The organism is Leuconostoc litchii (genome assembly GCF_008107645.1).
GTDB classification, from domain to species: Bacteria; Bacillota; Bacilli; order Lactobacillales; family Lactobacillaceae; genus Leuconostoc; species Leuconostoc litchii.
In genome coordinates this window covers 23679-47402 of the sequence record NZ_SDGY01000010.1, presented here as the reverse complement: position 1 = coordinate 47402, position 23724 = coordinate 23679, and the positions used below count along the sequence as shown (strand labels likewise).

General features: G+C 35.8%; 29 protein-coding genes. 26 read left to right on the top strand and 3 right to left on the bottom strand.

Annotation, left to right across the window (positions count from 1 at the left end; all coding sequences use genetic code 11):
- Positions 1–108 precede the first annotated feature (108 nt).
- From ESZ47_RS09140 to ESZ47_RS09070, 15 genes are all read left to right on the top strand, one after another.
- Entirely contained in the window at positions 109–660 is a 552-nt protein-coding gene (locus tag ESZ47_RS09140; protein WP_148606678.1) for an LOG family protein, read from the top strand.
- 3 nt (positions 661–663) lie between these two features.
- Complete coding sequence (locus ESZ47_RS09135) at positions 664–1134, top strand: MarR family winged helix-turn-helix transcriptional regulator (RefSeq protein WP_148606677.1); 471 nt, start codon at positions 664–666, stop codon at positions 1132–1134.
- Positions 1135–1228: 94 nt separating this feature from the next.
- Positions 1229–1789: an elongation factor P gene (gene efp, locus ESZ47_RS09130; RefSeq protein WP_148606676.1), complete on the top strand. Its 561-nt coding sequence runs from the start codon at positions 1229–1231 to the stop codon at positions 1787–1789.
- Between the two features lie 121 nt (positions 1790–1910).
- Positions 1911–2363 carry an Asp23/Gls24 family envelope stress response protein gene (locus ESZ47_RS09125; protein ID WP_148606675.1) on the top strand — a complete coding sequence of 151 codons (453 nt, stop codon included), beginning with the start codon at positions 1911–1913 and terminating at the stop codon, positions 2361–2363.
- On the top strand, positions 2363–2776 hold the full coding sequence (nusB, locus tag ESZ47_RS09120; protein WP_148606674.1) for a transcription antitermination factor NusB: 414 nt from the start codon (positions 2363–2365) through the stop codon (positions 2774–2776). Before ESZ47_RS09125 ends, nusB begins: the two co-directional genes overlap by 1 nt.
- A 92-nt stretch (positions 2777–2868) precedes the next feature.
- The gene (locus tag ESZ47_RS09115) at positions 2869–3666 is read left to right on the top strand and encodes a TatD family hydrolase (protein ID WP_148606673.1); all 798 of its coding nucleotides are present in this window, start codon (positions 2869–2871) and stop codon (positions 3664–3666) included.
- Positions 3659–4228, top strand: a complete 570-nt coding sequence (gene rnmV / locus ESZ47_RS09110) for a ribonuclease M5 (protein ID WP_148606672.1) — start codon at positions 3659–3661, stop codon at positions 4226–4228. Before ESZ47_RS09115 ends, rnmV begins: the two co-directional genes overlap by 8 nt.
- Position 4229: 1 nt before the next feature.
- A complete protein-coding gene (rsmA, locus tag ESZ47_RS09105; protein WP_148606671.1) occupies positions 4230–5114 on the top strand; it encodes a 16S rRNA (adenine(1518)-N(6)/adenine(1519)-N(6))-dimethyltransferase RsmA in 885 nt (294 codons plus the stop codon).
- 107 nt (positions 5115–5221) lie between these two features.
- Positions 5222–5455, top strand: coding sequence for a Veg family protein (locus ESZ47_RS09100; RefSeq protein ID WP_148606670.1), 234 nt, complete (start codon positions 5222–5224; stop codon positions 5453–5455).
- A gap of 60 nt (positions 5456–5515) precedes the next feature.
- Complete coding sequence (locus tag ESZ47_RS09095; RefSeq protein ID WP_148606669.1) at positions 5516–6358, top strand: metal ABC transporter solute-binding protein, Zn/Mn family; 843 nt, start codon at positions 5516–5518, stop codon at positions 6356–6358.
- 2 nt (positions 6359–6360) lie between these two features.
- Positions 6361–7059 carry an ABC transporter ATP-binding protein gene (locus ESZ47_RS09090; RefSeq protein WP_148606668.1) on the top strand — a complete coding sequence of 233 codons (699 nt, stop codon included), beginning with the start codon at positions 6361–6363 and terminating at the stop codon, positions 7057–7059.
- The gene (locus tag ESZ47_RS09085; RefSeq protein ID WP_148606667.1) at positions 7052–7843 is read left to right on the top strand and encodes a metal ABC transporter permease; all 792 of its coding nucleotides are present in this window, start codon (positions 7052–7054) and stop codon (positions 7841–7843) included. Before ESZ47_RS09090 ends, ESZ47_RS09085 begins: the two co-directional genes overlap by 8 nt.
- Positions 7844–7944: 101 nt before the next feature.
- Positions 7945–8778 carry a pur operon repressor gene (gene purR, locus ESZ47_RS09080; protein ID WP_148606666.1) on the top strand — a complete coding sequence of 278 codons (834 nt, stop codon included), beginning with the start codon at positions 7945–7947 and terminating at the stop codon, positions 8776–8778.
- 6 nt (positions 8779–8784) lie between these two features.
- On the top strand, positions 8785–10158 hold the full coding sequence (gene glmU, locus ESZ47_RS09075) for a bifunctional UDP-N-acetylglucosamine diphosphorylase/glucosamine-1-phosphate N-acetyltransferase GlmU (RefSeq protein ID WP_148606665.1): 1374 nt from the start codon (positions 8785–8787) through the stop codon (positions 10156–10158).
- Positions 10159–10241: 83 nt separating this feature from the next.
- On the top strand, positions 10242–10733 hold the full coding sequence (locus ESZ47_RS09070) for a hypothetical protein (RefSeq protein ID WP_148606664.1): 492 nt from the start codon (positions 10242–10244) through the stop codon (positions 10731–10733).
- On the opposite strand, the gene ESZ47_RS09065 is transcribed toward ESZ47_RS09070, so the two are convergent.
- Positions 10734–10991, bottom strand: coding sequence for a hypothetical protein (locus tag ESZ47_RS09065; protein ID WP_148606663.1), 258 nt, complete (start codon positions 10989–10991; stop codon positions 10734–10736). It abuts the gene before it with no gap.
- Positions 10992–11409: 418 nt separating this feature from the next.
- On the opposite strand from ESZ47_RS09065, the gene xseA reads away from it, so the two are divergent.
- From xseA to recN, 6 genes are read left to right on the top strand one after another with little or no spacing between them, the layout of a single operon-like run.
- A complete protein-coding gene (xseA, locus tag ESZ47_RS09060) occupies positions 11410–12687 on the top strand; it encodes an exodeoxyribonuclease VII large subunit (protein WP_148606662.1) in 1278 nt (425 codons plus the stop codon).
- Positions 12680–12904, top strand: coding sequence for an exodeoxyribonuclease VII small subunit (locus tag ESZ47_RS09055; RefSeq protein WP_148606661.1), 225 nt, complete (start codon positions 12680–12682; stop codon positions 12902–12904). The genes xseA and ESZ47_RS09055 overlap by 8 nt, the downstream gene beginning before the upstream one ends.
- The gene (locus tag ESZ47_RS09050; RefSeq protein WP_148606660.1) at positions 12897–13802 is read left to right on the top strand and encodes a polyprenyl synthetase family protein; all 906 of its coding nucleotides are present in this window, start codon (positions 12897–12899) and stop codon (positions 13800–13802) included. The genes ESZ47_RS09055 and ESZ47_RS09050 overlap by 8 nt, the downstream gene beginning before the upstream one ends.
- Complete coding sequence (locus ESZ47_RS09045; RefSeq protein ID WP_148606659.1) at positions 13799–14635, top strand: TlyA family RNA methyltransferase; 837 nt, start codon at positions 13799–13801, stop codon at positions 14633–14635. Before ESZ47_RS09050 ends, ESZ47_RS09045 begins: the two co-directional genes overlap by 4 nt.
- Positions 14628–15083: an arginine repressor gene (locus ESZ47_RS09040; protein WP_148606658.1), complete on the top strand. Its 456-nt coding sequence runs from the start codon at positions 14628–14630 to the stop codon at positions 15081–15083. Before ESZ47_RS09045 ends, ESZ47_RS09040 begins: the two co-directional genes overlap by 8 nt.
- Before the next feature lie 37 nt (positions 15084–15120).
- Complete coding sequence (gene recN, locus ESZ47_RS09035) at positions 15121–16794, top strand: DNA repair protein RecN (RefSeq protein WP_148606657.1); 1674 nt, start codon at positions 15121–15123, stop codon at positions 16792–16794.
- A gap of 41 nt (positions 16795–16835) precedes the next feature.
- Here the strand turns inward: recN and ESZ47_RS09030 are convergent, their stop codons facing one another.
- Positions 16836–18143 (bottom strand): NCS2 family permease, encoded by a 1308-nt coding sequence (locus ESZ47_RS09030; protein WP_148606656.1) that lies wholly within the window; start codon positions 18141–18143, stop codon positions 16836–16838.
- 158 nt (positions 18144–18301) lie between these two features.
- Positions 18302–19654, bottom strand: a complete 1353-nt coding sequence (locus ESZ47_RS09025; protein WP_148606655.1) for an MATE family efflux transporter — start codon at positions 19652–19654, stop codon at positions 18302–18304.
- A gap of 303 nt (positions 19655–19957) precedes the next feature.
- Here ESZ47_RS09025 and ESZ47_RS09020 point away from each other — a divergent pair, with 303 nt between their 5' ends.
- Genes ESZ47_RS09020 through rsmD form a run of 5 tightly spaced genes read left to right on the top strand, consistent with a single transcriptional unit; the run spans position 19958 to position 23723 of the window.
- The gene (locus tag ESZ47_RS09020; RefSeq protein ID WP_148606654.1) at positions 19958–20620 is read left to right on the top strand and encodes a 2,3-bisphosphoglycerate-dependent phosphoglycerate mutase; all 663 of its coding nucleotides are present in this window, start codon (positions 19958–19960) and stop codon (positions 20618–20620) included.
- Positions 20617–21684: a glutamyl aminopeptidase gene (gene pepA / locus ESZ47_RS09015; protein ID WP_148606653.1), complete on the top strand. Its 1068-nt coding sequence runs from the start codon at positions 20617–20619 to the stop codon at positions 21682–21684. The genes ESZ47_RS09020 and pepA overlap by 4 nt, the downstream gene beginning before the upstream one ends.
- Complete coding sequence (locus ESZ47_RS09010) at positions 21684–22856, top strand: FtsW/RodA/SpoVE family cell cycle protein (protein ID WP_148606652.1); 1173 nt, start codon at positions 21684–21686, stop codon at positions 22854–22856. Before pepA ends, ESZ47_RS09010 begins: the two co-directional genes overlap by 1 nt.
- Positions 22853–23143, top strand: coding sequence for a YlbG family protein (locus ESZ47_RS09005; protein WP_148606651.1), 291 nt, complete (start codon positions 22853–22855; stop codon positions 23141–23143). Before ESZ47_RS09010 ends, ESZ47_RS09005 begins: the two co-directional genes overlap by 4 nt.
- Positions 23144–23168: 25 nt before the next feature.
- On the top strand, positions 23169–23723 hold the full coding sequence (rsmD, locus tag ESZ47_RS09000; protein WP_148606650.1) for a 16S rRNA (guanine(966)-N(2))-methyltransferase RsmD: 555 nt from the start codon (positions 23169–23171) through the stop codon (positions 23721–23723).
- The last annotated feature ends 1 nt before the right edge of the window (position 23724 follow it).

The following is a 23724-nucleotide window of genomic DNA, read 5'->3' as shown; positions in this document are numbered from 1 at the left end:
TGTCACGAACAAAACCTTATTTTCTAGTTTACCACATAAACTAAGTTTTCAGCTACTTGCTTGATTAATAAAGCAATAATTGATAAATTAATACTTAAGGATAATTATATGAAAATATCATCAGTTGGCGTTTTTATGGGATCACAATCGGGAGACAATCCGCGATATGTAGAGGCTGCAGAAGCGCTTGGAAAAAGAATTGCACAAAATGAATTACGGTTAGTTTATGGTGCAGGTAAAGATGGTTTAATGGGTGCTACAGCGTATAGTGCAATGGCAGCAGGTGGTAAGGTTTTAGGTATATCACCGCGAAACCTTGCTGAAGAAGCTGTTCATTCATCTGAAATAACACAACTCATTGAGGTAGATACAATGACAGAGCGTAAGCAACTTCTCATGGATAATTCCGATGTGTTCATTGTATTACCTGGTGGGTTTGGTACGTTAGAAGAAATAGCACAAGTCATTAGCTGGTCAAAAATACATATACACAATAAACCGTTGGCTTTATTTAATATCAATGGATTTTATGATAAGCTTTGGTCGTGGATTCATGAAGTCTATAAGAGTAACTTTGTTAGCGAACATGATATGAAGTATATTCAAATGTTTAATAATATGGATGATATGTTTGATTATTTAGAAAATTTTGAAGGTTGACACATGGAAAATTATGAGTTATTAAATGACTTTATTGATGTATATATGTCAGCTTTAAAAAATCTCGAAAAATTAATCTCTCAACCTACAAGTGAATATGGCGCCTCGTTTGAGCAGTGGTTGATTATGGCTGCAATAGCAAATAGTAATCAACCACTTACCATGACAGAAATTGCTCGTGATCGTGGTGTGACGAAAGGCGCAGTTGCAAGACAATTAAAGCCATTATTTGATTGTGGTTACTTAAAACATTTGTCAGATCACAAGGACCATAGACGAGTATTACTTATGTTAACCGATGAAGGTTTAATAATTGAAAAACAGATGACAAGTAAAGTACAACATCGGTTCAATAAATGGCTTGACATTTTTGGTTTGGAAGCGGGGCAAGATTTTTTAGTAACATTAAAAAGATTCCAAGAACTAATCGTGTTACCAGAACTTCATGATAAAAAAAAGATTGATTCAGACTGATAGTTATGATAAAATATTAATTTGTTTGAAGTCTGCATAAATTAAGGATTTCTGTTATAATAAACTATATTATCGAATAAAGAGGATACTAATCATGGCAATCGGCATGAATGATTTAAAGACAGGTTTGACTATTGAATACTCAAACGGTATTTGGCGTGTTTTGGATTTCCAGCACGTTAAGCCAGGTAAAGGTGGCGCGTTTGTTCGTTCAAAGTTGAAGAACTTGCGTACTGGTGCAGTTAACGAAGTTACTTTCCGTCCAGGAGATAAGTTTGAACAGGCTGATATCACGACAAGACCAATGTCTTACTTATATGCTGAAAATGATGGTCGTGTATTCATGGATGTCGAAAGCTATGAACAAATTAACATTCCAGATGAATATTTAACAAATGCTTTGAAGTTTATGCTTGAAGGTATGGAAGTTAAAATTACTATGTTTGGTAATGAAGTTCTTGGCGCTGAATTACCATCAACAGTTCAACTAAAAGTGACAGAAACACAACCTGGTATTAAGGGTGCAACCGCAACAGGTTCTGGTAAGCCAGCTACTGTTGAAACAGGAGCAACAATTACAGTTCCAGATTTTGTCAATGAAGGTGAAACTATTATTGTTAACTCTGAAGACGGTTCTTATAAGGGCCGTGCTTAATGAGCTTGCATAAGCATCGCTAGTAAAAGGCAACATTTGAGCGGTAGTGAACGTGTTTATGATAAAAAGTTCCCTCCGCGGAACTTTTTATTTTTTTAAGACAGTATTTCGAGGAACGAATATGGCCAAAGAAATTAAATACAATAAAGCAACTACTAAGAATTTATTATTGATTACTGAGAGTGATGTACCTGGCACAACACAAGTGACACCAGACGTCATTGAAGTAATTGCACAAATTGCAGCGCAAGAAGTCAAAGGTGTTTATTCAATGCGCGGTAAATTATCAGATCGTTTTGCTAGTGTGTTTGGTTCAACTGCTCGTGGAAAGGGTGTTGAACTTCAGCAAACAATCGACGGGTTGGTGATTGAAGCATATGTCTTTTTGCAGTATGGTGTTGCGGTGCCTAAAATAGCTTTACATATTCAAAATGCAATTAAGTCACAAGTTTCATCTATGACTGATTTAGACGTAGCGCGTGTTAATGTACACGTTAGCGGGATTATACCAGAAAAGCCCGATCATAGTATTGATCCGGACAATCTATTTGGTGAAAATGAGGTAGCTAATTAATGGCAAACTTAACGCGACATGAGTCACGACAAGCCGCATTTCAGGTTCTTTTTGCGTTAGAAAAGGACCCACAAAGTAACAAAATTGATGATTTATACGAAATTGTATTGAATGGTAAAGAATTTGATGATTATTTACCACATCTAGTTAATGGTGTGTTAGGTTCGAAAGTAGAATTAGATGAGAAAATTTCATCTCATTTAGCTGAAGGTTGGGCAATTAATCGTATTAATAAAGCAGATTTGGTAATTTTGCGACTAGCAATTTATGAATTAACTGCTATTGAGGCCACGCCTTATAAAGTTGCGATTGACGAAGCTATTGAGTTGGCAAAAACTTTTGCGGATGAAGATGACCGTAAATTTGTTAACGGCGTTCTAAAGCACTTTGCACGTGATGAAAAAACCGCTTAAATAGCGGTTTTTTCATTTTAAATAGGCATATTATTAGTAATGTGCCAATCATGATATACTAAACAGAGAATAATTTAATATCGGAGATTGAAATGGCAATATATGATCCAACTAAAAAACCAACTGATAGTTATGATACGCACACACATTTGAATGATGATCAATTATTTCACGACGTACCAGCCTATATTGGTCGAGCAAATGAATTTCGTGTGATGGAAATGAATGTGGTGGGTTACGATGCACAAAGTAATCTCCGTGCCTTAGAAATTGCTGGGAATTATAAGAATATTTATGCTATTTTGGGTTTTCAACCAGAAGATACGAAAGATTTTGATGAGCAAGCGTTAGCCACGTTAGAAGAGCAATTACAACAGCCAAAGGTTGTAGGCATTGGCGAAACGGGTTTGGATTATTATTGGGATACCACGACTCACGATGTGCAACTTTATGCGTTCAAAAAGCATATATCATTAGCTAAAAAATATGATTTGCCTGTCATTATTCACAATCGTGATGCATTTGATGATGTTTATCAAGTTTTGAAGGATGCTGGTATTAACAAGGGTGTGATGCATAGTTTTTCAGGTACACCTGATCAAGCTAAAGCGTTTGTTGATTTGGGGATGCACATTTCTTTTAGTGGTGTCGTTAGTTTTAAAAAAGCTGAGGAAGTTCGGGAAGCCGCTAAAATTGTGCCATTGAATAGGATTTTAGTAGAAACAGATGCACCTTATTTGGCTCCTACACCCTATCGTGGTAAAACAAATGAGCCCGCGTTAGTTAAGTTTGTGATTGATAGTTTAGCAGAAACGCTAGAGATGTCATCTAAAGAGTTGTCAGACCTAACCCGCATAAATGCACATCGTTTGTTTTTAAATCATGAATAAATTACCTAAAATTAAAGAAATGATTGTTGTTGAAGGACGATCAGATACGCAGAATTTATCACGTGCTGTGATAGCAGATACGATTGAAACGGGTGGAAGTGCCGTTAATGATGATGCTATTGAACGAGCAAAGTTAGCCGCTGATACGAGAGGAATTATCATTTTAACTGATCCTGATTTTAATGGGCAACGAATTCGACACATTGTTTCTGAAGCGGTTCCTACGGCTAAGCAAGCGTACCTTACAGTAAATGAAGCACGTGCTGCAAAAGATAATCCACATAAATCTTTGGGTGTTGAACATGCTACACCTCAGGCATTACAAACTGCATTGGCAAATGTTATTACGCCAATGGATGATACATACAATCAATCAGATATTGATCGTTTATTCTTGATACAATTAGGTTTACTTAGTGGACCGGAAGCACGCTTGAAACGTGAATTAGTTGGTGAAAAACTTCATATTGGTTATACAAACGGTAAGCAGTTACTTAAACGATTACAGGCATTTGGCATTAGGCGGGCACAAGTTAAAAGTGTGCTTGAAGGAGAATTTTAATATGGCACAGACAATTGATATAGCTAATCCAGTGCGGACACAAGCTATTTTAAATGAATATGGATTACATGCTAAGAAAAAATTTGGACAAAATTTTTTAACAGACCTTAACATCTTACACAATATTGTGAAAGTAGCTGAAATTACAGCAGATGATTATGTTATTGAAATTGGGCCGGGAATAGGGGCATTAACTGAACAATTGGCTAAAGTTGCTAAAAAAGTATTAGCGTTTGAAATAGATTCACAAATGGTTGATGTACTATCAGATACATTGCAACCATATGATAATGTTAAGGTTATTGAAAGTGATGTCCTAAAAGTAGACTTAGCAAAAGTAATTAGAGAAGAATTTGGTGAGGAGGCACATATCAAAATTGTGGCAAATCTACCATATTACATTACGACACCGATTTTAATGCAACTTCTTCGGGCTAATCTGAACTGGGACAATATTGTTGTGATGATGCAACGAGAAGTCGCTGATCGTTTGAATTCTCAAGTTGGAACAAAAACATATGGTGCGCTAACATTAACAGTCCAATATTTTGCGAAAGCTACTTTGGCTATAAAAGTACCAGCTAGTGCTTTTAATCCATCACCAAATGTTGACAGTGCAGTAGTTAAATTAACACCCCTTGAACCGGAAGTTATTGTTGATAATATTGGTAAATTCTTTAGTGTAATCAAAGCTAGTTTTGCACATAGACGAAAAAGTTTATGGAACAACATGATTCAAACATATGGAAAAGACCAAGTTGTTAAAGACAAAATTAAAATGGCCTTGCAAACTGCCGAAATAGATCCATCGATTCGGGCTGAACGATTAGATTTAAAGCAATTTACACAATTATATTTGGCGTTGCGTGAACAGCATTTGAACTGATTAAACGAATAATTATTCTACAATATGTTTTAATATTCGTACAAATTGCAATGATTGCTTATTTATGGTACAATTGTACTAGCTTTTACACGAAAGGTGGTATAAAAATGCCAAGTAGTTTGCAAGATATTAAAACAAAAATTGATTCCCATTTGGGTCAAGAAGTCACAATTATTGCTCAAGCTGGACGTAAGAAAATTACAGAGCGTTCGGGAATTCTACGTTCAACGTTCCCGTCGCTCTTTGTAGTGGAGCTGGATGAAGAAGCGAACTTTGAACATGCTTCCTATAGTTATACGGATATTCTAACAAAGAATATTGATATTACATTTGCTGATTAGTTGCCCACTGAAGGGCTTTTTTTATAGCTAAAACAACTTAACGATTAAAAAATTAATGTTATGAACAAACAAGCCGTCTATGCAATTTTAACCATCATGTTAATCCCTATTGGGATTCTTTTAGTGTTCTCCAAAATGGTTGGTGACACTACTGAAACCACGAATACAGCTGTGAGAATCACTACTGACAATGTTGCTTATCAGCAGATTGCTAAGATCCTTGTTGGTAATAAAGGTCACGTTACCCTGTTATCTGTTATACAACAAACAAAGCAACAAAAAAAACAATTAAAAAAAACAGAGCTAGTTTTAACGGATAGTCATAAAAGTTCATTGCTAACAGAAATTCAAAGACAGCATATAAGTCCTAAAATGGTTATTGCTAGTGATTATATACAAGCCAGTTCAACAATAAAAAATTATTATTTAAGTCCCGAAACGACTATTGTAATGGCACAACAAATTGTTAATCATTTAAGTGATATGGACCCTAAAAATCGTGATTTTTATGTTGAAAGTAATAAAAAGTTTATGAATAGAATCAATGACTTAACAACAATTTATAATAATTTAAAGAAAAAGCAAAACATTAATTATCTGTCGACAGACAGTACTCAAAATTTGTTAATGTCCCAACTAGGGTACAAGCAGGAAGCCAACAATATTGATAAAATGACTGACAAGCAATTATCCGATGTTGAAAATAAACTAGCTGATAAACATATAAAATTTGTTCTTACGAACATACATGATAATACAGAGAATACCAAAAGTTTATTGAGTGCTGCAAAAGAAGCTGATATCCCAGTTGTTACATTTACAACATTTACGCCTAACAATACTAAAATTTGGAATTGGCAACTATTACAACTTAAAAAAATTCAAAAGGCACTGGATAAGTAAACATGATTATTAAAACAAAAAACTTCAGGGTTAGCTATGGAGACAAAACTATTTTGTCACATATTAATATTGAAGTCCCAGCTGGACAATTTTTAGCTGTTTTAGGAGAAAACGGTGCTGGTAAAACTAGCTTTATTAAAGCCTTAACGGGAGAGAATAATCAAACGCAAGGTCTATTGACAGTTAATGCTAAGCAGATCGGTTACGTACCACAATTTAGGGATATTTCCCGCGATTATCCATTGAGTATTACAGAATTTGTTGGTTTGAATTTTAATCAGGGAAGCCGTCTATGGTTTACTAAAACAGAAAAAAGCGCTGTAGAACAAGCCTTGAAACGTATGGATTTAACAACTTTAGGGAATCAACGTTTAGGATTGGTATCTGGTGGTCAAAAACAACGTGCGTTTGTTGCACAAGCTTTGGTAAAAAATCCTGATTTGTTAATTCTAGATGAATCCACAGCTAGTTTGGATCATGAACATAAAGTTCAACTATTAGAAAATGTGCGTCATTTACAAAGAGAAAAAAATATGACTGTATTGTTTATCACGCATGAAATTAAATTGGTAGCTGATTTTGCCGATGGATACTTACTTTTTGAAAATGGTCAAGTCAAACAAGGTAGTTCTGATGAATTGCAAACTTTAACGACAGATTTGACAACCAGGCATTCAGAAGATGAGGTGCGTAATGTTTAGTTATGATTTTATGCAAAATGCATTTATAGCTGGTACGATTGTGAGTATTGTTGCTGGTGTGATTGGTACCTTTGTTGTTGCACGAAACTATGCATTTTTAACTCATTCATTGAGTGAAATTGGGTTTGCTGGTGCAGCATTTGGTTTATGGATCGGATGGCCAGCATTGTTGGGGATGATGATTGCAACTTCAACAGCATCATTAGCAATTGGTGCATTGGAATCAACATATACTAAGCACGATAATGTCACAAGTGCTGTATCGGCGCTGGCTATTGGCATGGGCATTCTATTTTTAGCTCTAGGGCACACATCATCAAGTGCAGCAACTGGTATTCTATTTGGCTCAGTGCTGGGTATTAGCCACCGTGATTTATACTTACTTATTACATTAGCCGCCATTGTTTTAATCACTTTGTTGTTTAATTATCGGGCACTACGACAATTGTCATTTGATGAGGCTGGAATATTTTTACAAACTTGGAAACAAAAATCTGTTCGGTATATTTTCTTGATAATGATAGCCTTGTCAATTAGCATTTCTTCACAATTAGTAGGCTCTTTATTAATATTTGTCTTAGTTACTTTGCCAGCAGCAAGTGCGAAGTATTATGCAAAAACAACTGTACAATTGATTGGCATGGCCATTACTTTTGCGCTTTTTGGGACATGGGTAGGATTAACAATTGCGTATTTAACTGATTTACCCACAAGTTTTTTTATTGCAGTGATTGAAGTTTTGATTTACTTAATCTCAGTATTACAATTTAAGAAAAACGCCTAGTTTCCGAACAATTAGAATTTATAAATGGTATAATTAGTCGTAAATATTAATAAAATTTTAGGAGGAAACGGACTGCTATCATTAGCAGTCCGCCATAAATCATGAAAACACGTCGTTCGGATCGATTAGTCGATATGGCGCGCTATATGCTTGAGCGCCCACGAAAATTGATATCACTATCATATTTTGCAAAAAGATATGAATCAGCAAAGTCATCGATTTCTGAGGATTTATCAATACTTAAGCGTACATTTCAAGAACGCGGAACGGGGTTGTTAGAGACAGTACCGGGTGCAGCTGGTGGGGCAAGATTTATTCCGTACATGGCAGAAGCAGAAGCAGAAGAGTTCATTAATGATATTTGTCGATTAGTAAATGATGAAACACGTGTACTACCTGGTGGTTATGTATACTTGTCGGATTTGTTAGGAAGACCTGATATTTTACGTCAAGCTGGAAGATTAATCGCAACACAATATATTCGTGATGATATTGATGCTGTTATGACTGCAGCGACTAAGGGTGTACCTTTGGCTCAAGCAGTTGCTGATCAGTTAAATGTACCTTTTGTTATTGTTCGTGACGATGCAAAAGTTACAGAGGGTCCAACAGTTTCTGTTAACTATTTGACAGGGTCATCTAAACGTGTTGAAAAAATGGAATTATCACGACGTTCATTGCGCACTGGATCACGTGTATTGGTTGTGGATGATTTCATGAAGGCCGGAGGCACTATTCAAGGAATGCAAACTTTAGTTGGCGAATTTGACGGTACAGTTGTAGGAACTGCTGTTTTTGCTGAAGGGCGTTCAGCTACGAGATTGCTAGATCATTTCACATCATTGTTACATGTTGATACAAACCTGAAAAATGGGGATCCTATATTAGTTACCCCAGGTAATTATTTGAACGAAATTTTTAAACGTGAGGCTTAATAAACGATGAGCGATATAAATATATTAATATTGGCAGCTGGTCACGGTTCACGTATGAAATCCGCAACACCTAAAGTTTTGCATAATGTTGCTGGACAAACCATGATCGACTGGGTTTTAGACGCTGTTGAGCCACTTAAAGCCGATAAATTAATTACTATTATCGGCGTCGGGGCTGAAAGCGTTCAAGAACATGTGGGTGATCGTAGTTCCTTTATACTGCAATCACAGCAATTGGGAACTGGGCACGCGGTTCGCCAAGCTGAGTCGGAACTTAAGGGTAGAGATGGTGTGACATTGATTATGTCAGGCGATACACCGATGTTTCGATCGGAAACATTGATGGGTTTTATTGCAGAGCATGAGCGTGCTAATAATGCAGTTACTGTATTAACAGCAATTGCTGAAGATCCAACAGGCTATGGCCGCATTGTTCGTGGTGAAGATGAAACAGTTCAAAAGATTATTGAACAAAAAGATGCAAGTATTACTGAACGTCGTATTAAAGAGATTAATACAGGTGTGTATGTGTTCAATAATCGTTTGTTATTTGATGCTTTGGCGCAGGTAAAAAATAATAATGCTCAAGGTGAATATTATCTACCTGATACATTAAACATTTTGCGTCGTTCCGGAGAGCAGATTGGCGCACATACTTTGCAAGATTTTACTGAATCGTTGGGTGTTAATGATCGCGTTGCGTTAGCAACAGCTAATCGTGTTATGCATCAACGAATTAATCATCAATTAATGGTTAGTGGTGTTGAGTTGCTTGACCCTGAAAATATCTATATTGATTCAACGGTTCATATTGGACAAGATACGGTAATTGAGGGTGGTGTAACCATACTTGGTGATACTAGTATTGGTACTAATAACACAATTACACAAGGTTCTCGAATTTCTGACAGTATGATTGGTAATGACAACGTCATTACATCATCGCATATTGAAGAATCTACTTTAAAAAATGGCATTACAGTTGGACCATATGCTCATCTACGACCAGATGCCCAACTTGATGATGATGTTCATATTGGTAATTTTGTTGAAGTTAAAAATGCTCAGCTTGGTAAGAACACGAAATCGGGTCATTTAACCTATATCGGCAACGCTACAATTGGACAAGACGTGAATATTGGTGCAGGGTCAATTTTTGTAAATTATGATGGTGTAAATAAGTTCAATTCAACTGTAGGAGATCGTGTATTTATTGGATCGAATACAAAAATTGTTGCACCTGTTAATATTGCACAAGAGTCAATTACTGCTGCTGGTTCAACAATTACGGATGATATACCGAAGCATGCAATGGGTATTGCTCGTACTCGTCAAACGAATAAAGAGAATTTTTGGCAACATATGCCACATAAATTTTAAAATAAAAAAGAGTTCTTAGAACTCTTTTTTATTTTTGATAATTGTGTTTATAATAGAGATAAAACATGTAAAGGAAAGTCTTGATGCAAATTACTGGTAAGTGTGCATTGGCAAACATTGTCGATGAAAAATTTTATACAAAATCTATAGACGCAATGGATGAAGACGAAATTCAACTTGATGAACTTTTTTCAGAAATTGATATACATATATTAGATAAAAACTTTTTACATATTGAATTGAAAATTAATGGTGGCATAGAGAATGAGGGGACAACATTAAGTGTTGAAACTAATGTTATTAATCTACCACTACGTTACCAAAATCAACTTCGCAAGTTAGTCTGGCAAGAGGAAGATGAATTAGAAGTTAATTTCTATATGATTGCTGAAAATGAATTCGCAAGTAAGTCTCATTTAAAAATTGCTTTAGCAAGTTCGGTGTCTGCATATGAAGATGATTCGGAAAGTGTTAAGGCTAAAATTTCAGCATGGTTTAATGAACAACTCGCGCATATTGTTGAAATGCAAGAAAAGGTTGCCGTAGAAAAGAAAATTACTGATGAAGAAGAGTAATTATACAGCCATTGTAATATGAGCAGTTATATGTAATCGTTTACTCATAGCGATACATGTAAAATCCAAAACATGCTTAGCTGTTGCCGTTTTGATACCATCTAATTGACCCAAATTGTAAGTGTCGATGATGTATTGTGCTAGTTCCTGTTTAGCGGTTAAATCGGAGATAGGTATGAGTAAATTTTCTAATGCAACTTTTGTTGGATTAGCCAAACGCCCAATTTCGTGTTTTTCAATCTTAGTTATTTTTATCATGTATTCAATTATAACGACTTTTTTTAATTGTGTAAATTGAAGATGATTTTGTCATTGCGTTTAAAATATTGATTCACTAGTTGCTTAATTTCACGATTATTGATATAATTAGGCTATGCGATGAGTCGAAGCGTTTGAAAAATTAACGCTGATTGCGGCCTACTGTGTTGATTCACAAGTCTCGTATAGACGTAGGTGTTAAGTGTTGTTGTGGAACTCACTTATCTCACCTGACTAACAGTGTTTACACTGTGGTGACGCGACTTTGCTATTAATGTGACAGTTGATAGTCGCCCGTCAGAGCGAATCTGACATGCCAAACTAAACAGCTAACTTAGGTTAGTTGTTTTTTTATGCAAATTTTATTGTATAATTGTAATAGATTTTATAAGTAACTAAAGTAGGTTGGTCTAAAAGGATGGAAAAAGAAAATAATCAATATTTAACTATCGGTGCATTGACAGCCTATTTAAAAAGAAAATTTGATGTAGATCCGTATTTGGCAAAGGTTTATGTCACGGGAGAAATTTCCAATGTTGGTCGTCGACGTGGACCGCATTTATATTTTTCGATTAAGGATAGTGAAAATAATGCTGTAATTAATGCTTCGATGTTTGGATATGCACGTCGAATTAAATTCCAACCAGAAGAAGGAATGAAAATTAATGCAGTTGGTCGTGTAGAAATATATGAACCAAGGGGATCCTATGCTATTGTTCTAGAATCAATGTCGCCTGACGGCATTGGCGAATTATTCTTGGCATATGAACAGCTAAAACATAAATTACAGGCTGAAGGATTGTTTGACATACCCAAAAAAAAATTACCATTATTTCCTAAAAAAATAGCTGTCGTCACTTCAGCCACTGGAGCTGTCATAGAAGACATTGCGCGAACAGTGCAACGTCGATTTCCAAGTGCGCAGGTTATTTTATTTCCAGCAGTTGTTCAGGGAGATAAAGCGGCACCAAACATTATTCGACAACTAAAGCGCATTGATGAAATGAATTTTGACACATTAATTGTTGGTCGTGGTGGTGGTTCTATTGAAGATTTGTGGGCTTTTAACAATGAGGAATTAGTGCGAACAATTGCAAAATTGCATACACCAGTCATTAGTTCAGTAGGGCATGAAACGGATAACACCCTAGCCGATTTAGTAGCTGATTGGCGTGCTGCAACACCCACTGCCGCAGCCGAATTGTCAACACCTGTAACATTACAGCAACTTACTGAACGATTACAGGAGTTGCAAATCAGACAAATAAGTCTATTGAAACGGATGATTGATGTCAGAAAGCAACGATTAGATCGAGTAGCTAATCATGTGATTTTAAAACAACCCGATCGTTTATATACGGGATATAGTCAACGAATCGATCAGCTTAATCATTCTTTGCTCCAGCTAACCAAGCAACAGATGGTTAAGCAAGAACATCAATTGGTCACACTACTACAAAGACAACAACAACTACAAGAAAATATTTTAAAACCTGCTAAAGAAAGATTACATTTATTAGGAGCAAAATTAGATTTAGTCAGCCCTCTAAAAATTCTTTCCAGCGGTTATTCTATCGTAACGAATGATGATAAAGTAGTACGTGGCATCAAAGATATTTCCGTTGATGATGGTGTTGATATACGCCTTTCTGATGGTAAAGCTACAGCAACAATAACAGGAGTAAAATATGAGTGAGCAACCAACCTTTGAAGATAAATTACAACAACTAGAAAATATTGTCAGTCAATTAGAAAAAGGCGATCGGCCATTAGAATCAGCCCTAGAAGATTTCCAAACGGGCGTTGGTTTGGTCAAAGATTTACAAAAGACACTTAAAGATGCAGAAGATACATTGGCTAAAGTAATGGATAATGATGGAGAGTTATCAGATTTGGAACTAACAAATGACTAATTTGAAGAAATTTCAAACAGAATGGCTACCTAAAATTAACCAACAGTTAGAGGCTGATTTATCGGATGTGTCCACTGATGATGATTTAGTAGCTATGATGAAATACGCTGTATTAAATGGGGGTAAGAGGTTACGTCCACTGATGACGTTAGCTGTTGTAGATAGCTTTGGCAAACAGATTACACCAAGTATTTTAAAAGTCGCAACGGCTATTGAATGGATTCATTCTTATTCACTTGTACATGACGATTTACCAGCTATGGATAATGATATGTTCCGTCGAGGGAAACCTAGTGTGCATGCGTTATATGGTGAATCAAATGCTATTTTGGTTGGAGATGCTTTACTAACAGGTGCCTTCAATGTTATTGCGACAGCAAATGATAATCTTGAAACAAACGATATATCTGATAAAAAATTATTATCCATTGTTCAAAATCTCTCACGTGAATCTGGTGGATCAGGGATGGTATTAGGGCAAATTTATGATATGGATAATCATAATAATGAACAAAATATTGATGATAAATGGTTAATTAATAATGTTTATACTATGAAAACATCTGCTTTATTAAGGTTTTCTGCCTTAACAGGAGCAATATTATCAGACCAACATACGTCGGATACTGAACGAAGCATAAAAGAAATGATGTATAACTTTGGAGAAAATTTTGGATTAGCGTTTCAAATTCAAGATGATTTAGATGATTATGCACAAGATCAGTTAGAAGATATTAACTCGTTACCTCATTTATTAGGCGTAACAGGGGCTAAATCTGTTCTTGAAAAACATCTTTCTCTAGCACAAAAAAGTTTAGATGATACTGTCAAACAAAATAAACAATTTAATCGAAACTTACTTGATGACTTTATCAACTTAATTGGAGACAAGAAATGAGTATTGAAAAAGAACGTGTTGATGTTTTGTTAGTCCAACAAGGACTGTTTCAGTCACGTGAACAGGCAAAACGTGCTGTCATGGCTGGACAAATCCTTGGTCATAATGAGGAACGTTTAGATAAAGCTGGTGAAAAAATACCAGTAACAACGGAATTGCATTTCAAAGGTGAACAATTAAAATATGTTTCGCGTGGTGGCCTAAAATTAGAGAAAGCATTGAATGATTTTGATATAACAGTAAAAAATAAAACAGTTTTAGATATTGGTTCATCTACGGGTGGATTTACTGACGTCTCATTACAAAGTGGTGCTAATCTTGTTTATGCATTAGATGTTGGTACCAATCAATTAGCTTGGAAATTACGTAATGATGATCGCGTAAAAGTAATGGAAAACACTAATTTCCGTTATTCTAAGTTAGCTGACTTTAAATTTGGACAGCCAGAGTTTGCAACAATTGATGTATCCTTTATTTCACTTGGATTAATTTTGCCTGCCTTGGCCAACATTATAACAATGGGTGGAAATGTTGTGGCATTAATTAAACCCCAGTTTGAAGCTGGCCGTGAAAATGTTGGAAAAAATGGTATTATTAAAGACTCTGCTGTTCATAAACAAGTGTTGCAGAAAGTAACGCAAATGATGATAAATGATGGTTTTTCAATCAAGCATCTAACATATTCACCGATTAAAGGTGGACAAGGCAACATTGAATTTTTGGCCATACTAGAAAGAGCACAAGAAGCTAAGTTATTTGACGACTTTAATATTGATAATTTACTTACAACTACTTATGGACAGTTAAACCATAAGGAGGGGATAAATGAATAAAAAAGATCGTCAAAAGGCCTTAATATCATTAATTAAAGATAATCCCATTGGTAGACAAGAAGACATTGTAGCGCACTTTCAGCGATTAGGTGAAAAAGTCACTCAAGCTACAATATCAAGGGATATTAATGAGTTGGGTTTAGTCAAGGTGCCCAATTCTCATGATGGCTTTTTATATCATTTACCAAAATCAGATGACCGTCCTTATTTACACAGGTTGCGCCGAGCGTTGCAACAATCATTTCTGAGTTTACGTGCTCAAAATGGTATGCTTATGGTTAAGGTACAGCCTGGAAATGGACAACTTGTTGCTAATCTAATTGAACAAGTACAGTTACCGGAAATATTTGCTACAATAAGCGATGACGGTTCAGTGCTCGTACTATTAAAAGATGGGGTGCCCGCTACGAAAGTGATTAATATTATTCAAAAATTGCTTGAAAAATGAAGGCAGTATTAAGTGAATTTGATTCATGGAGTAACATATGCTAGAAAATCTTATTATAGAAAATTTTGCTATTATTGAAAAAGTTGACCTCCAATTTGATGAGGGCATGAGTGTTCTAACGGGTGAAACGGGTGCAGGTAAATCTATTATAATTGATGCACTTTTTATGTTAACTGGAGGACGTGCTAATTCAGGAATGGTACGTCATGGTAGTAAAAAAGCTATACTTCAGGCTGTTTTTAGTGTACCTAATAATCCCAAGTTAAAAGCATTAATTATTCAACATGGGATTGAGAGTGGTGATAACGAGCTAATTATATACCGAGAACTCAATCAAAATGGGCGTAGTATTATTAGAATAAATGGTGTTTTAGTCAACTTGAAAACATTGGCAACTATTGGTCGATACTTAGTAGATATTCAAGGGCAAAATGATACGCAACAATTACTTAATCCAGATGAACATTTGCCGTTACTGGACGCTTTTGGTGGTGAAAAGATAAATGAGTTTAAGACAAATTATCAAAAATTGTTTACTAAATTTCGCGATGTAACTACGCGAATAAAAAAAATTCAAACCTCTCAGCAAGAAATCACGCAACGTCTTGATTTATTAAAATTTCAACAAGAAGAGCTAAATGATGCAAATTTACATCCTAATGAAGAAGAAGATTTATTAGATGCGCGAGACAAATTACGTAATTTTAAAAAGATATCCGACCGTTTACATCTGACACAACTTGCTTTAAATAATGAACAGAGTGGTGCAATTGATTTACTTGCCAGTGCAGTTCATCAGCTACAAGATATCGCAGAATATGACGATAGTTACGCTGAGTTGGCAAAAACAATTTCTGAAGCATACTATACTGCGCAAGATGTTGGACGTAATATCGATGAACAACTTGCTGAACTAACTTACGATGAAGAAGAATTAGTTCGTATTGACGACCGTTTGCAGATTATTCATTCATTAGAAAGAAAATATGGTTCAACAGTTGCAGATGTTTTGAATTTTCAGGCTAAAATTGAAAAAGAGTTGTCCTTGATGACAGATGACGAATATAATGTTGAACAGCTTCAAGTAATGCAAAATGATTTACGTCAAATGCTACGTAAGAAAGCAACTAAGCTTCGTGAAATACGTCAAAAAGTAGCTAGAGATTTAGAAAAAAATGTTAATCAACAACTAAGTGAATTATTGATGAGTGGTGCTGAGTTTTCTGTTCGATTTAGTGCAATTGAAGGTTATGTTTCATCAGGAATTGATAGAGTCGAATTTTATGTTCAAACTAATGTAGGGGAGGGCATGGCACCACTTGTTAAAATTGCTTCAGGTGGTGAAACCGCTCGCTTGATGCTGGCATTAAAAACAACGTTTGCTGAGCAACAACATATTATTTCAATCGTTTTTGATGAAGCCGACACAGGTGTTTCCGGGCGTGTGGCTCAAGCAATTGCTAAGAAAATGTTAATGATTTCAACAAATTCTCAGGTATTAGCGATTACTCATTTACCACAAGTTGCAGCTGCTGCGACACATCACTATTTAATTTCTAAATCAACTCAAAATGATAGAACACAAACACAAGTCATGCCATTAGATGAGGATGGTCGTGTTCATGCGATTGCCTTGATGCTTTCTGGAGATAATATTACTGAAACTGCACTTGCAAATGCACAAGATTTGAGAAACGAATTTATATCATAAAAAATGANNTCATTTTTTATGATATAAATTTAATTTTGATATTAATGCGCAATGATCATCAAGAATGCAACGAACATAATTGCCAATACATACATTAATGGATGCACTTTTTTCATACGTCCAGTTGCAATCATTGTAATTGGATATAAGATAAATCCAAGTGCTATACCGTCAGATATTGAGTAAGTTAATGGCATTCCGATGACAATCAAAAAGGCAGGTGCTGCAATTGCTAAATCTTCCCAGTCAATTAAGCGCAAGTTTTTGGCCATTAACACGCCAACTACAACAAGTGCTGGTGCGGTTACTTGTGAAGTAACAACTGATAGTAATGGAGAAAATAGCAGGGCAAATAAGAAGAACATACCAGTAAACACTGAAGTTAAACCAGAACGGCCGCCGACAGCGATTCCTGAGGATGACTCTACGTAAGCAGAAGTCGGTGACGTACCTATAACCGCACCAACTGTCATGCCAACAGCATCTGCCATCAAAGCTTTTCCAGCACGAGGCATTTCGTTATTTTTCATAAATCCGGCTTGCGTGGCTAGTCCAATCATCGTTCCTGCCGTATCAAAAAAAGTAACGATTAAGAAGGTGATAACGACCATAACCAATTGTAGAGAATTAATATCACCAATATGAAGTACACCAGCCCCAAAAGTTGGTGCTAGAGAAGGTGCCGGTGAAATAATAGCAGATGGTAATTTAATTAATCCTGTTAAAATACCGGCAATTGATGTTAAAATCATGCCAATAAAAATAGCAGCAGGCGTTTTTCGACTCATTAATACGAAAGTCACAATAATTCCAAAAATAGATAATAAGGATGTTGGTGCTGTCAAATGTCCTAAAGATACCATCGTGTCTTTATTGGCAACGATTAATCCAGCATCATGTAAGCCGATAAAGGCAATGAACAAGCCAATACCAGAGGCTATTGCAAGCTTTAGGTTTTGCGGAATGATGTTGATAATTTTTTCGCGAATTTTGAAGAATGTTAGTACTAAGAAAATCAATGCAGCGACAAAAACGCCAGCCATAGCTGTCTGCCATTTGACACCCATGCCAATGACAACAGAATAAGCAAAGAAAGCATTAACACCAAGCCCCGGCGCAATGGCAATAGGATATAATGCTACAACGCCCATGAAAATGGTTGCTACTGCTGCTGCTACTGCCGTGGCAGTAAATACAGCACCTTTATCCATACCTGCAGCACCCAAAACAGAAGGGTTGACGAAAAGTATGTAGGCCATTGATGTAAAAGTCGTTAAGCCGGCAATAAACTCAGTACGGACGTTCGTGTTAAGTTCGTCGAGTTTGAAATAATGTGCAATCGTAGACATGATTGCCTCCCAAATATATTAGTTACGAATAACGTACAAGTACAATTTTATCAGTAATTTACTAATAATTAAAATAAAAATGAGAGAATATAGCTTGACAATATGAACAATGTTTGAAAAAAAATAGTGAAAGCGCTTAATATTCGAATGAACAACAATCATTGTTCGGAATTTATTGAAAGATGCTTTTCTTTAAGCATTTGAATAACTTTGAGGTAAGCAGGGATCATGACTAAGACTGATCCCGTCCAGGCTAACATATTTGCTAGACTCGCACCAAAAAATCCAAATGGACCAACAAGAGTAAGCGCTGCTACAGTACGCATAATAAGTTCAGCAATACCGGCGAATGTAGGTGTTTTGGAGTCGTTAAGACCTTGTAAAACATATCGAATGATAAATAATGCTGATAATATATAATAAAAGGCACCATTAGCCCAGAAATATTGTTGCGAAAGCGCTAATACTTGGTGTTGATCAGCACCAACAAATAATGAAACGGCAATATGACCAAAGATAATTTCTAAAATACCCATGAAAAGGCCAAAGCCCATACTCATCATTAAAGCGTGTTTAACACCTACTAAAATACGACTGTATTGCTTTGCGCCAAAGTTTTGTGCTGCAAAGGTTGCCATGGTAATACCAAATGACATCATTGGTAATGTAGCTACTTGGTCTATTCTTTGTGCTGCAGTGGTTGCCGCTACAGCATCGGTTCCTAATGTATTGAGTGCTCCTTGCAATACTAATGCACCAATGGCAATAATTGAACTTTGAAAACCCATAGGTAAACCGGCATTTAGATGAATTCTGATATCTTTGGTATCCCATTTTAAATCGTCACGGTGAACTTGGAGTTGAGGTACAAATTTGTAAATATGCCAAAAACTTAAAATTGTAGAGAGCAATTGTGCTAAAACAGTTGCAATTGCAGCTCCAGCAACACCAAAATGAAGACCTAAAATCAACCATAATTCCAATGCAATATTGACGAACATGCCAATAACTAAATAAATTAAAGGGGAACGAGAATCACCAACCGCACGAAGTGCGTTAGCTGTGACATTATAACCCATTGTTGCAAAAATACCAGCTAATATAATGCTAATAAATGTAAAAGCCTGATTTAAAATATCGACTGGTGTTTGCATTATTTTTAATAATGGATAAATCAAAAGGAAACTCACAATAGTGACAACAATAGTAACAATGGTTGATACTATAATCGTTGTAGCCATGCTCTTACGTACACCAGCTATATCGCGCGCACCATAACGCTGCGCGGTAATAATGGATAGTCCAGCAGTAAATCCCTGTACGAAACCAATAACTAAAAACATAATAGAACCAGTTGCACCGACAGCTGCTAATGACTTTACACCAAGTGTTTGTCCAACAATCAACGTATCAGAAAAATTGTATAGTTGTTGAAAAAGGTTACCAATAACTAGTGGGATCGTAAAAAATAAAATTTGTTTTGCGGGCGTTCCCTGAGTTAAATCACGCATATTCTCTCCAATAATATTTAAAAATGTCCTGAATATATATTTTAAACGAATACTTGTTAATTGACTATACTTTTGTTTGATAAATTATTTTTAAGGAAAACATGTGCAACAGAAGAACAGATAACCACTGACGGTTTGTAATATTCCATCGAAAAGCATAACTAATTGTTTATCAAATAAATGATATAATCAAGTGATATTATGTTTCAAAATAATCGGTAGGGAATGGCTTAAACGCTAATTACGTAGCTTTAAAAGGGCTGAAACGATATAATAGAAAGAGCATAAAAAGGAGTTAGATATATGGCTGCTAAACTTGTTTTAGTTCGCCACGGAGAGTCAACAGCAAACCGTGACAATGAATTTACTGGTTGGACGGATGTTCCACTCACGTCAAGAGGTATTAAACAAGCACACTGTGTTGGAGAAATTTTAAGATGGCATCACATGCAATTTGATGTATCATTTACTTCCTTTTTAAAGCGCGCGATAATCACTGACAATATTATATTAGAAGAGTTAGGACAGTTGTGGGTACCATTATATAAAGCCTGGCAACTCAATGAAAGACATTATGGTGCGTTACGTGGTTTAAATAAAGATTATGCGCGTGAATACTACGGTGTTGATAAAGTGGCCTTATGGCGTCGAAGTTATATCGCTGTTCCGCCACTTTTGAGTCATCTTGAATCAGATAATCGTTACCCTGAAGGATTAGAACCACGAGGGGAAAGTTTGAAAATGGCAAGTGAACGACTTATTCCTTACTGGTCTTCAGAAATATTACCGAAACTAAAGCAAGGAAAGAATGTTTTAGTGGTAGCGCATGGTAGTTCATTAAGAGCGCTAGTTAAGCATTTGGAAAGTATTAGTGATGAAGATATTGATGGCTTAGAAATTGATAATGGGGAACCAATTTTATATGAATACAATCAAAAATTCAGTGAAAGGATTTATTTAAAATGAATGATAAAACATGGGCGCGAATAAAGAAGTATACAGAATTACAGGGTACTTCTGGGCAAGAACATAATGTTCGTCAATCTTTCCGTTCGGATTTAGAACCATTGGTTGATACGATATATCAAGAAGGTCTTGGTGGTCTTTTCGGTTTAAAAGAAGGTCATGGACCAAGAATTATGTTTGCTGCGCATATGGATGAAGTCGGTTTTATTGTCAAGAACATTCAAGCTAGTGGCGCACTTCAAGTAGCTGCATTAGGGGGATGGAATCCTGCCGTGATTAGTTCACAACGGTTTACCTTATTTACGAGTCAGGACCAATATCCAATTATATCTAGCTCTGTTTCACCACATTTATTGAGAGGTGGTAACAAAGAACCACAACTGCCCATTATCGATGATATTTTATTTGATGCTGGTTTTGTTGATAAGAAGGAGGCGCTGTCTTTTGGTGTGCGTCCTGGGGACTTTATTGTGCCACAAGTTGAAACGGTCATGACTGTTAATCAAAAACGCGTCATTTCTAAAGCTTGGGATAATCGTTTTGGTCTGGTTACTTTGTTAGACGTATTAGAGGAATTAAAAAATATTCAGACGCCAAATACTTTAATAATGGGTGCAAATGTCCAAGAAGAAGTTGGGCTACGTGGTGCACATGGAGCTGTAAACCTTATGAAACCAGATATTTTTTTTGCTGTGGATTCTAGTGCAGCAGATGATACTGCAGGAGGTTCAGATCATCAAGGGAATTTGGATCAAGGAACGCTTCTTAGAGTCTTTGATCCTACAGTTGTTATGCCTCTGCGTTTAAAAGAATTCTTATTGTCTGTAGCAGAAGATAATCATATACCTTATCAGTACTTTGTATCAAAGGGCGGAACTGACGCTGCAGCAGCCCAAACTGAGTTATATGGTGTACCGTCTGTGGCGTTGGGAGTTGCTTCACGGTATATCCATACGCATCAGACAATGTGGTCTATTAAAGACTTTGAGGCGACTAAAGCCTTTATTGTAGCTATCACAAAAAGTTTAGATGATACCAATTTTAAAACAATTATGGGCGATTAATGTTTAAGAAAATTAGAAAATTAGATTATTGGATTGCAGTACCATTTGCCATACTCAGCGCGTTAGGGGTGGTCATGGTTTTTTCGGCAAGTTTAACTAGTTCAGCAATGTTAAATTTTTATAAGCAATTACTATTTGTGTTCATTGGTTGGTTAGGTGCGTTTGCGCTTTTTCATTTTAACATCAGCAATTGGCGAAATGAAAAATGGATAAAAATAATGATGTTTGGTATTATTACGCTATTAGTTATTGCTCGAATAATGCCAGCTGTTAATGGCGCTCATGGGTGGATTCCGTTGGGAATTATTACTTTACAACCAGCTGAATTTTTGAAACTAGTACTAATATTTTATTTCGCTGATTTTTTTGCTGAGCACCCTTGGCAACCAGGGATTAAAATATCTCGGCAATCAATTAGTCAAGTTAGTGCATGGTTCTTACCTATGACATCGTTATTTTTGCTGTTTATTATGCCTGATAATGGGAATATGATTATTGCTGCTATCATTGTTTTTACAATTATTTTAGCGGCTGGTGTTTCCAAGAAAGTGACAGTAATATGGTTTTCAATAGCGGGTATAGGTTTTGGCCTTCTTCAGCCCATTATTAATTTAGTTGACCAATTATTTCATTTAACTGGCAGTAAGCACTATGGTATATTACGATTAATTAACTTTGTTAACCCATGGGCAGATCCAGATCAAAGTCGGCAACTACTTTATGGTTATTATGCTATTGCTCACGGTGGGTTATTTGGTGTTGGATTAGGTAATTCTTTAATTAAGCCATATTTACCAGAGTCAAATACTGATTTTATTATGGCCGTGATGACAGAAGAGTTGGGTGCTATTGTTACGATGATTGTTTTGGTGTTGTTATTAGTTATTATCACTCGTTTGATTATTTTGGGTATTCGTCAAAAGAGTCAATACCAGCGTTTAATTATGTATGGTGTAGCGACATTATTGTTCACACAAGCTTTTGTTAATCTTGGTGGTGTCATTGGTGTTTTACCCATTACAGGAGTCGTTTTTCCATTTATTTCAGGCGGTGGGTCATCTTACATAGCTTTTAGTGCTGCAATTGGATTAACATTAAATATTGCCGCCAAACAAAAGAAATCTCCTGTAATTCACCCTAATGACACTGTAGCTAGAAAGGATTATAAATGACATTTCAGATACAGCCAAGGCGAGCATTATATGTGTATATTAATCATATGAAACATACACAACAACTCAAAAAGTTTGGACAAATTACTTATGTTTCTCGCAAGATGATGTTTGTCACCTTATACATCAATGATGAAAATGCGCCACAATTAATTGATAAATTAAAGCAATATAAATTTGTTAAAAAAGTTGTCATGTCTCCACGTCCGGAAATTAATCCTGACTTAGATAACTTACATGATGATGTTTTCTTTGAAAATTATGATGAAGGAGGAAATACAAACTAATTGTTTGTATATTCATGGTTAAATTATGCGGGTAATATCAGGAAGATTTCGTGGAACACGCCTTGAAGCTGTCAACGGTGATAAAACGAGGCCAACAACCGATAAAGTTAAAGAAGCAATGTTTAGTATGCTGATGCCGTACTTGAATGGTGGACGTGTACTTGATTTATATGCCGGAACAGGCGGTTTAAGTATAGAAGCTGTTTCAAGAGGAATGGATCATGCTACTTTGGTTGATCGTCAGTTTCAGGCTATTAAAATCATTCAAGAAAATATTGATAAAACACATCATGCTGATGAATTTACTATTTTAAAATCACCAGCACAACAAGCTTTAACGCACTTGAAAGTTGCTAATCAACACTTTGATTTAGTATTTTTAGATCCACCATATGCTAAAGAAACAATTGCTGTAGATATGGCCTTTATGGTAGATAATGGTTTGTTGAACAAAGGAGCTATTATTTTAGCTGAAAGCAATGATGAAGCTAATTTGCCAAGTGAAAGTGATAACTTTTCGATGATTCAACAGAAACATTATGGAATTACAGTTGTTACGATATATCAATATGAGGGTTAAA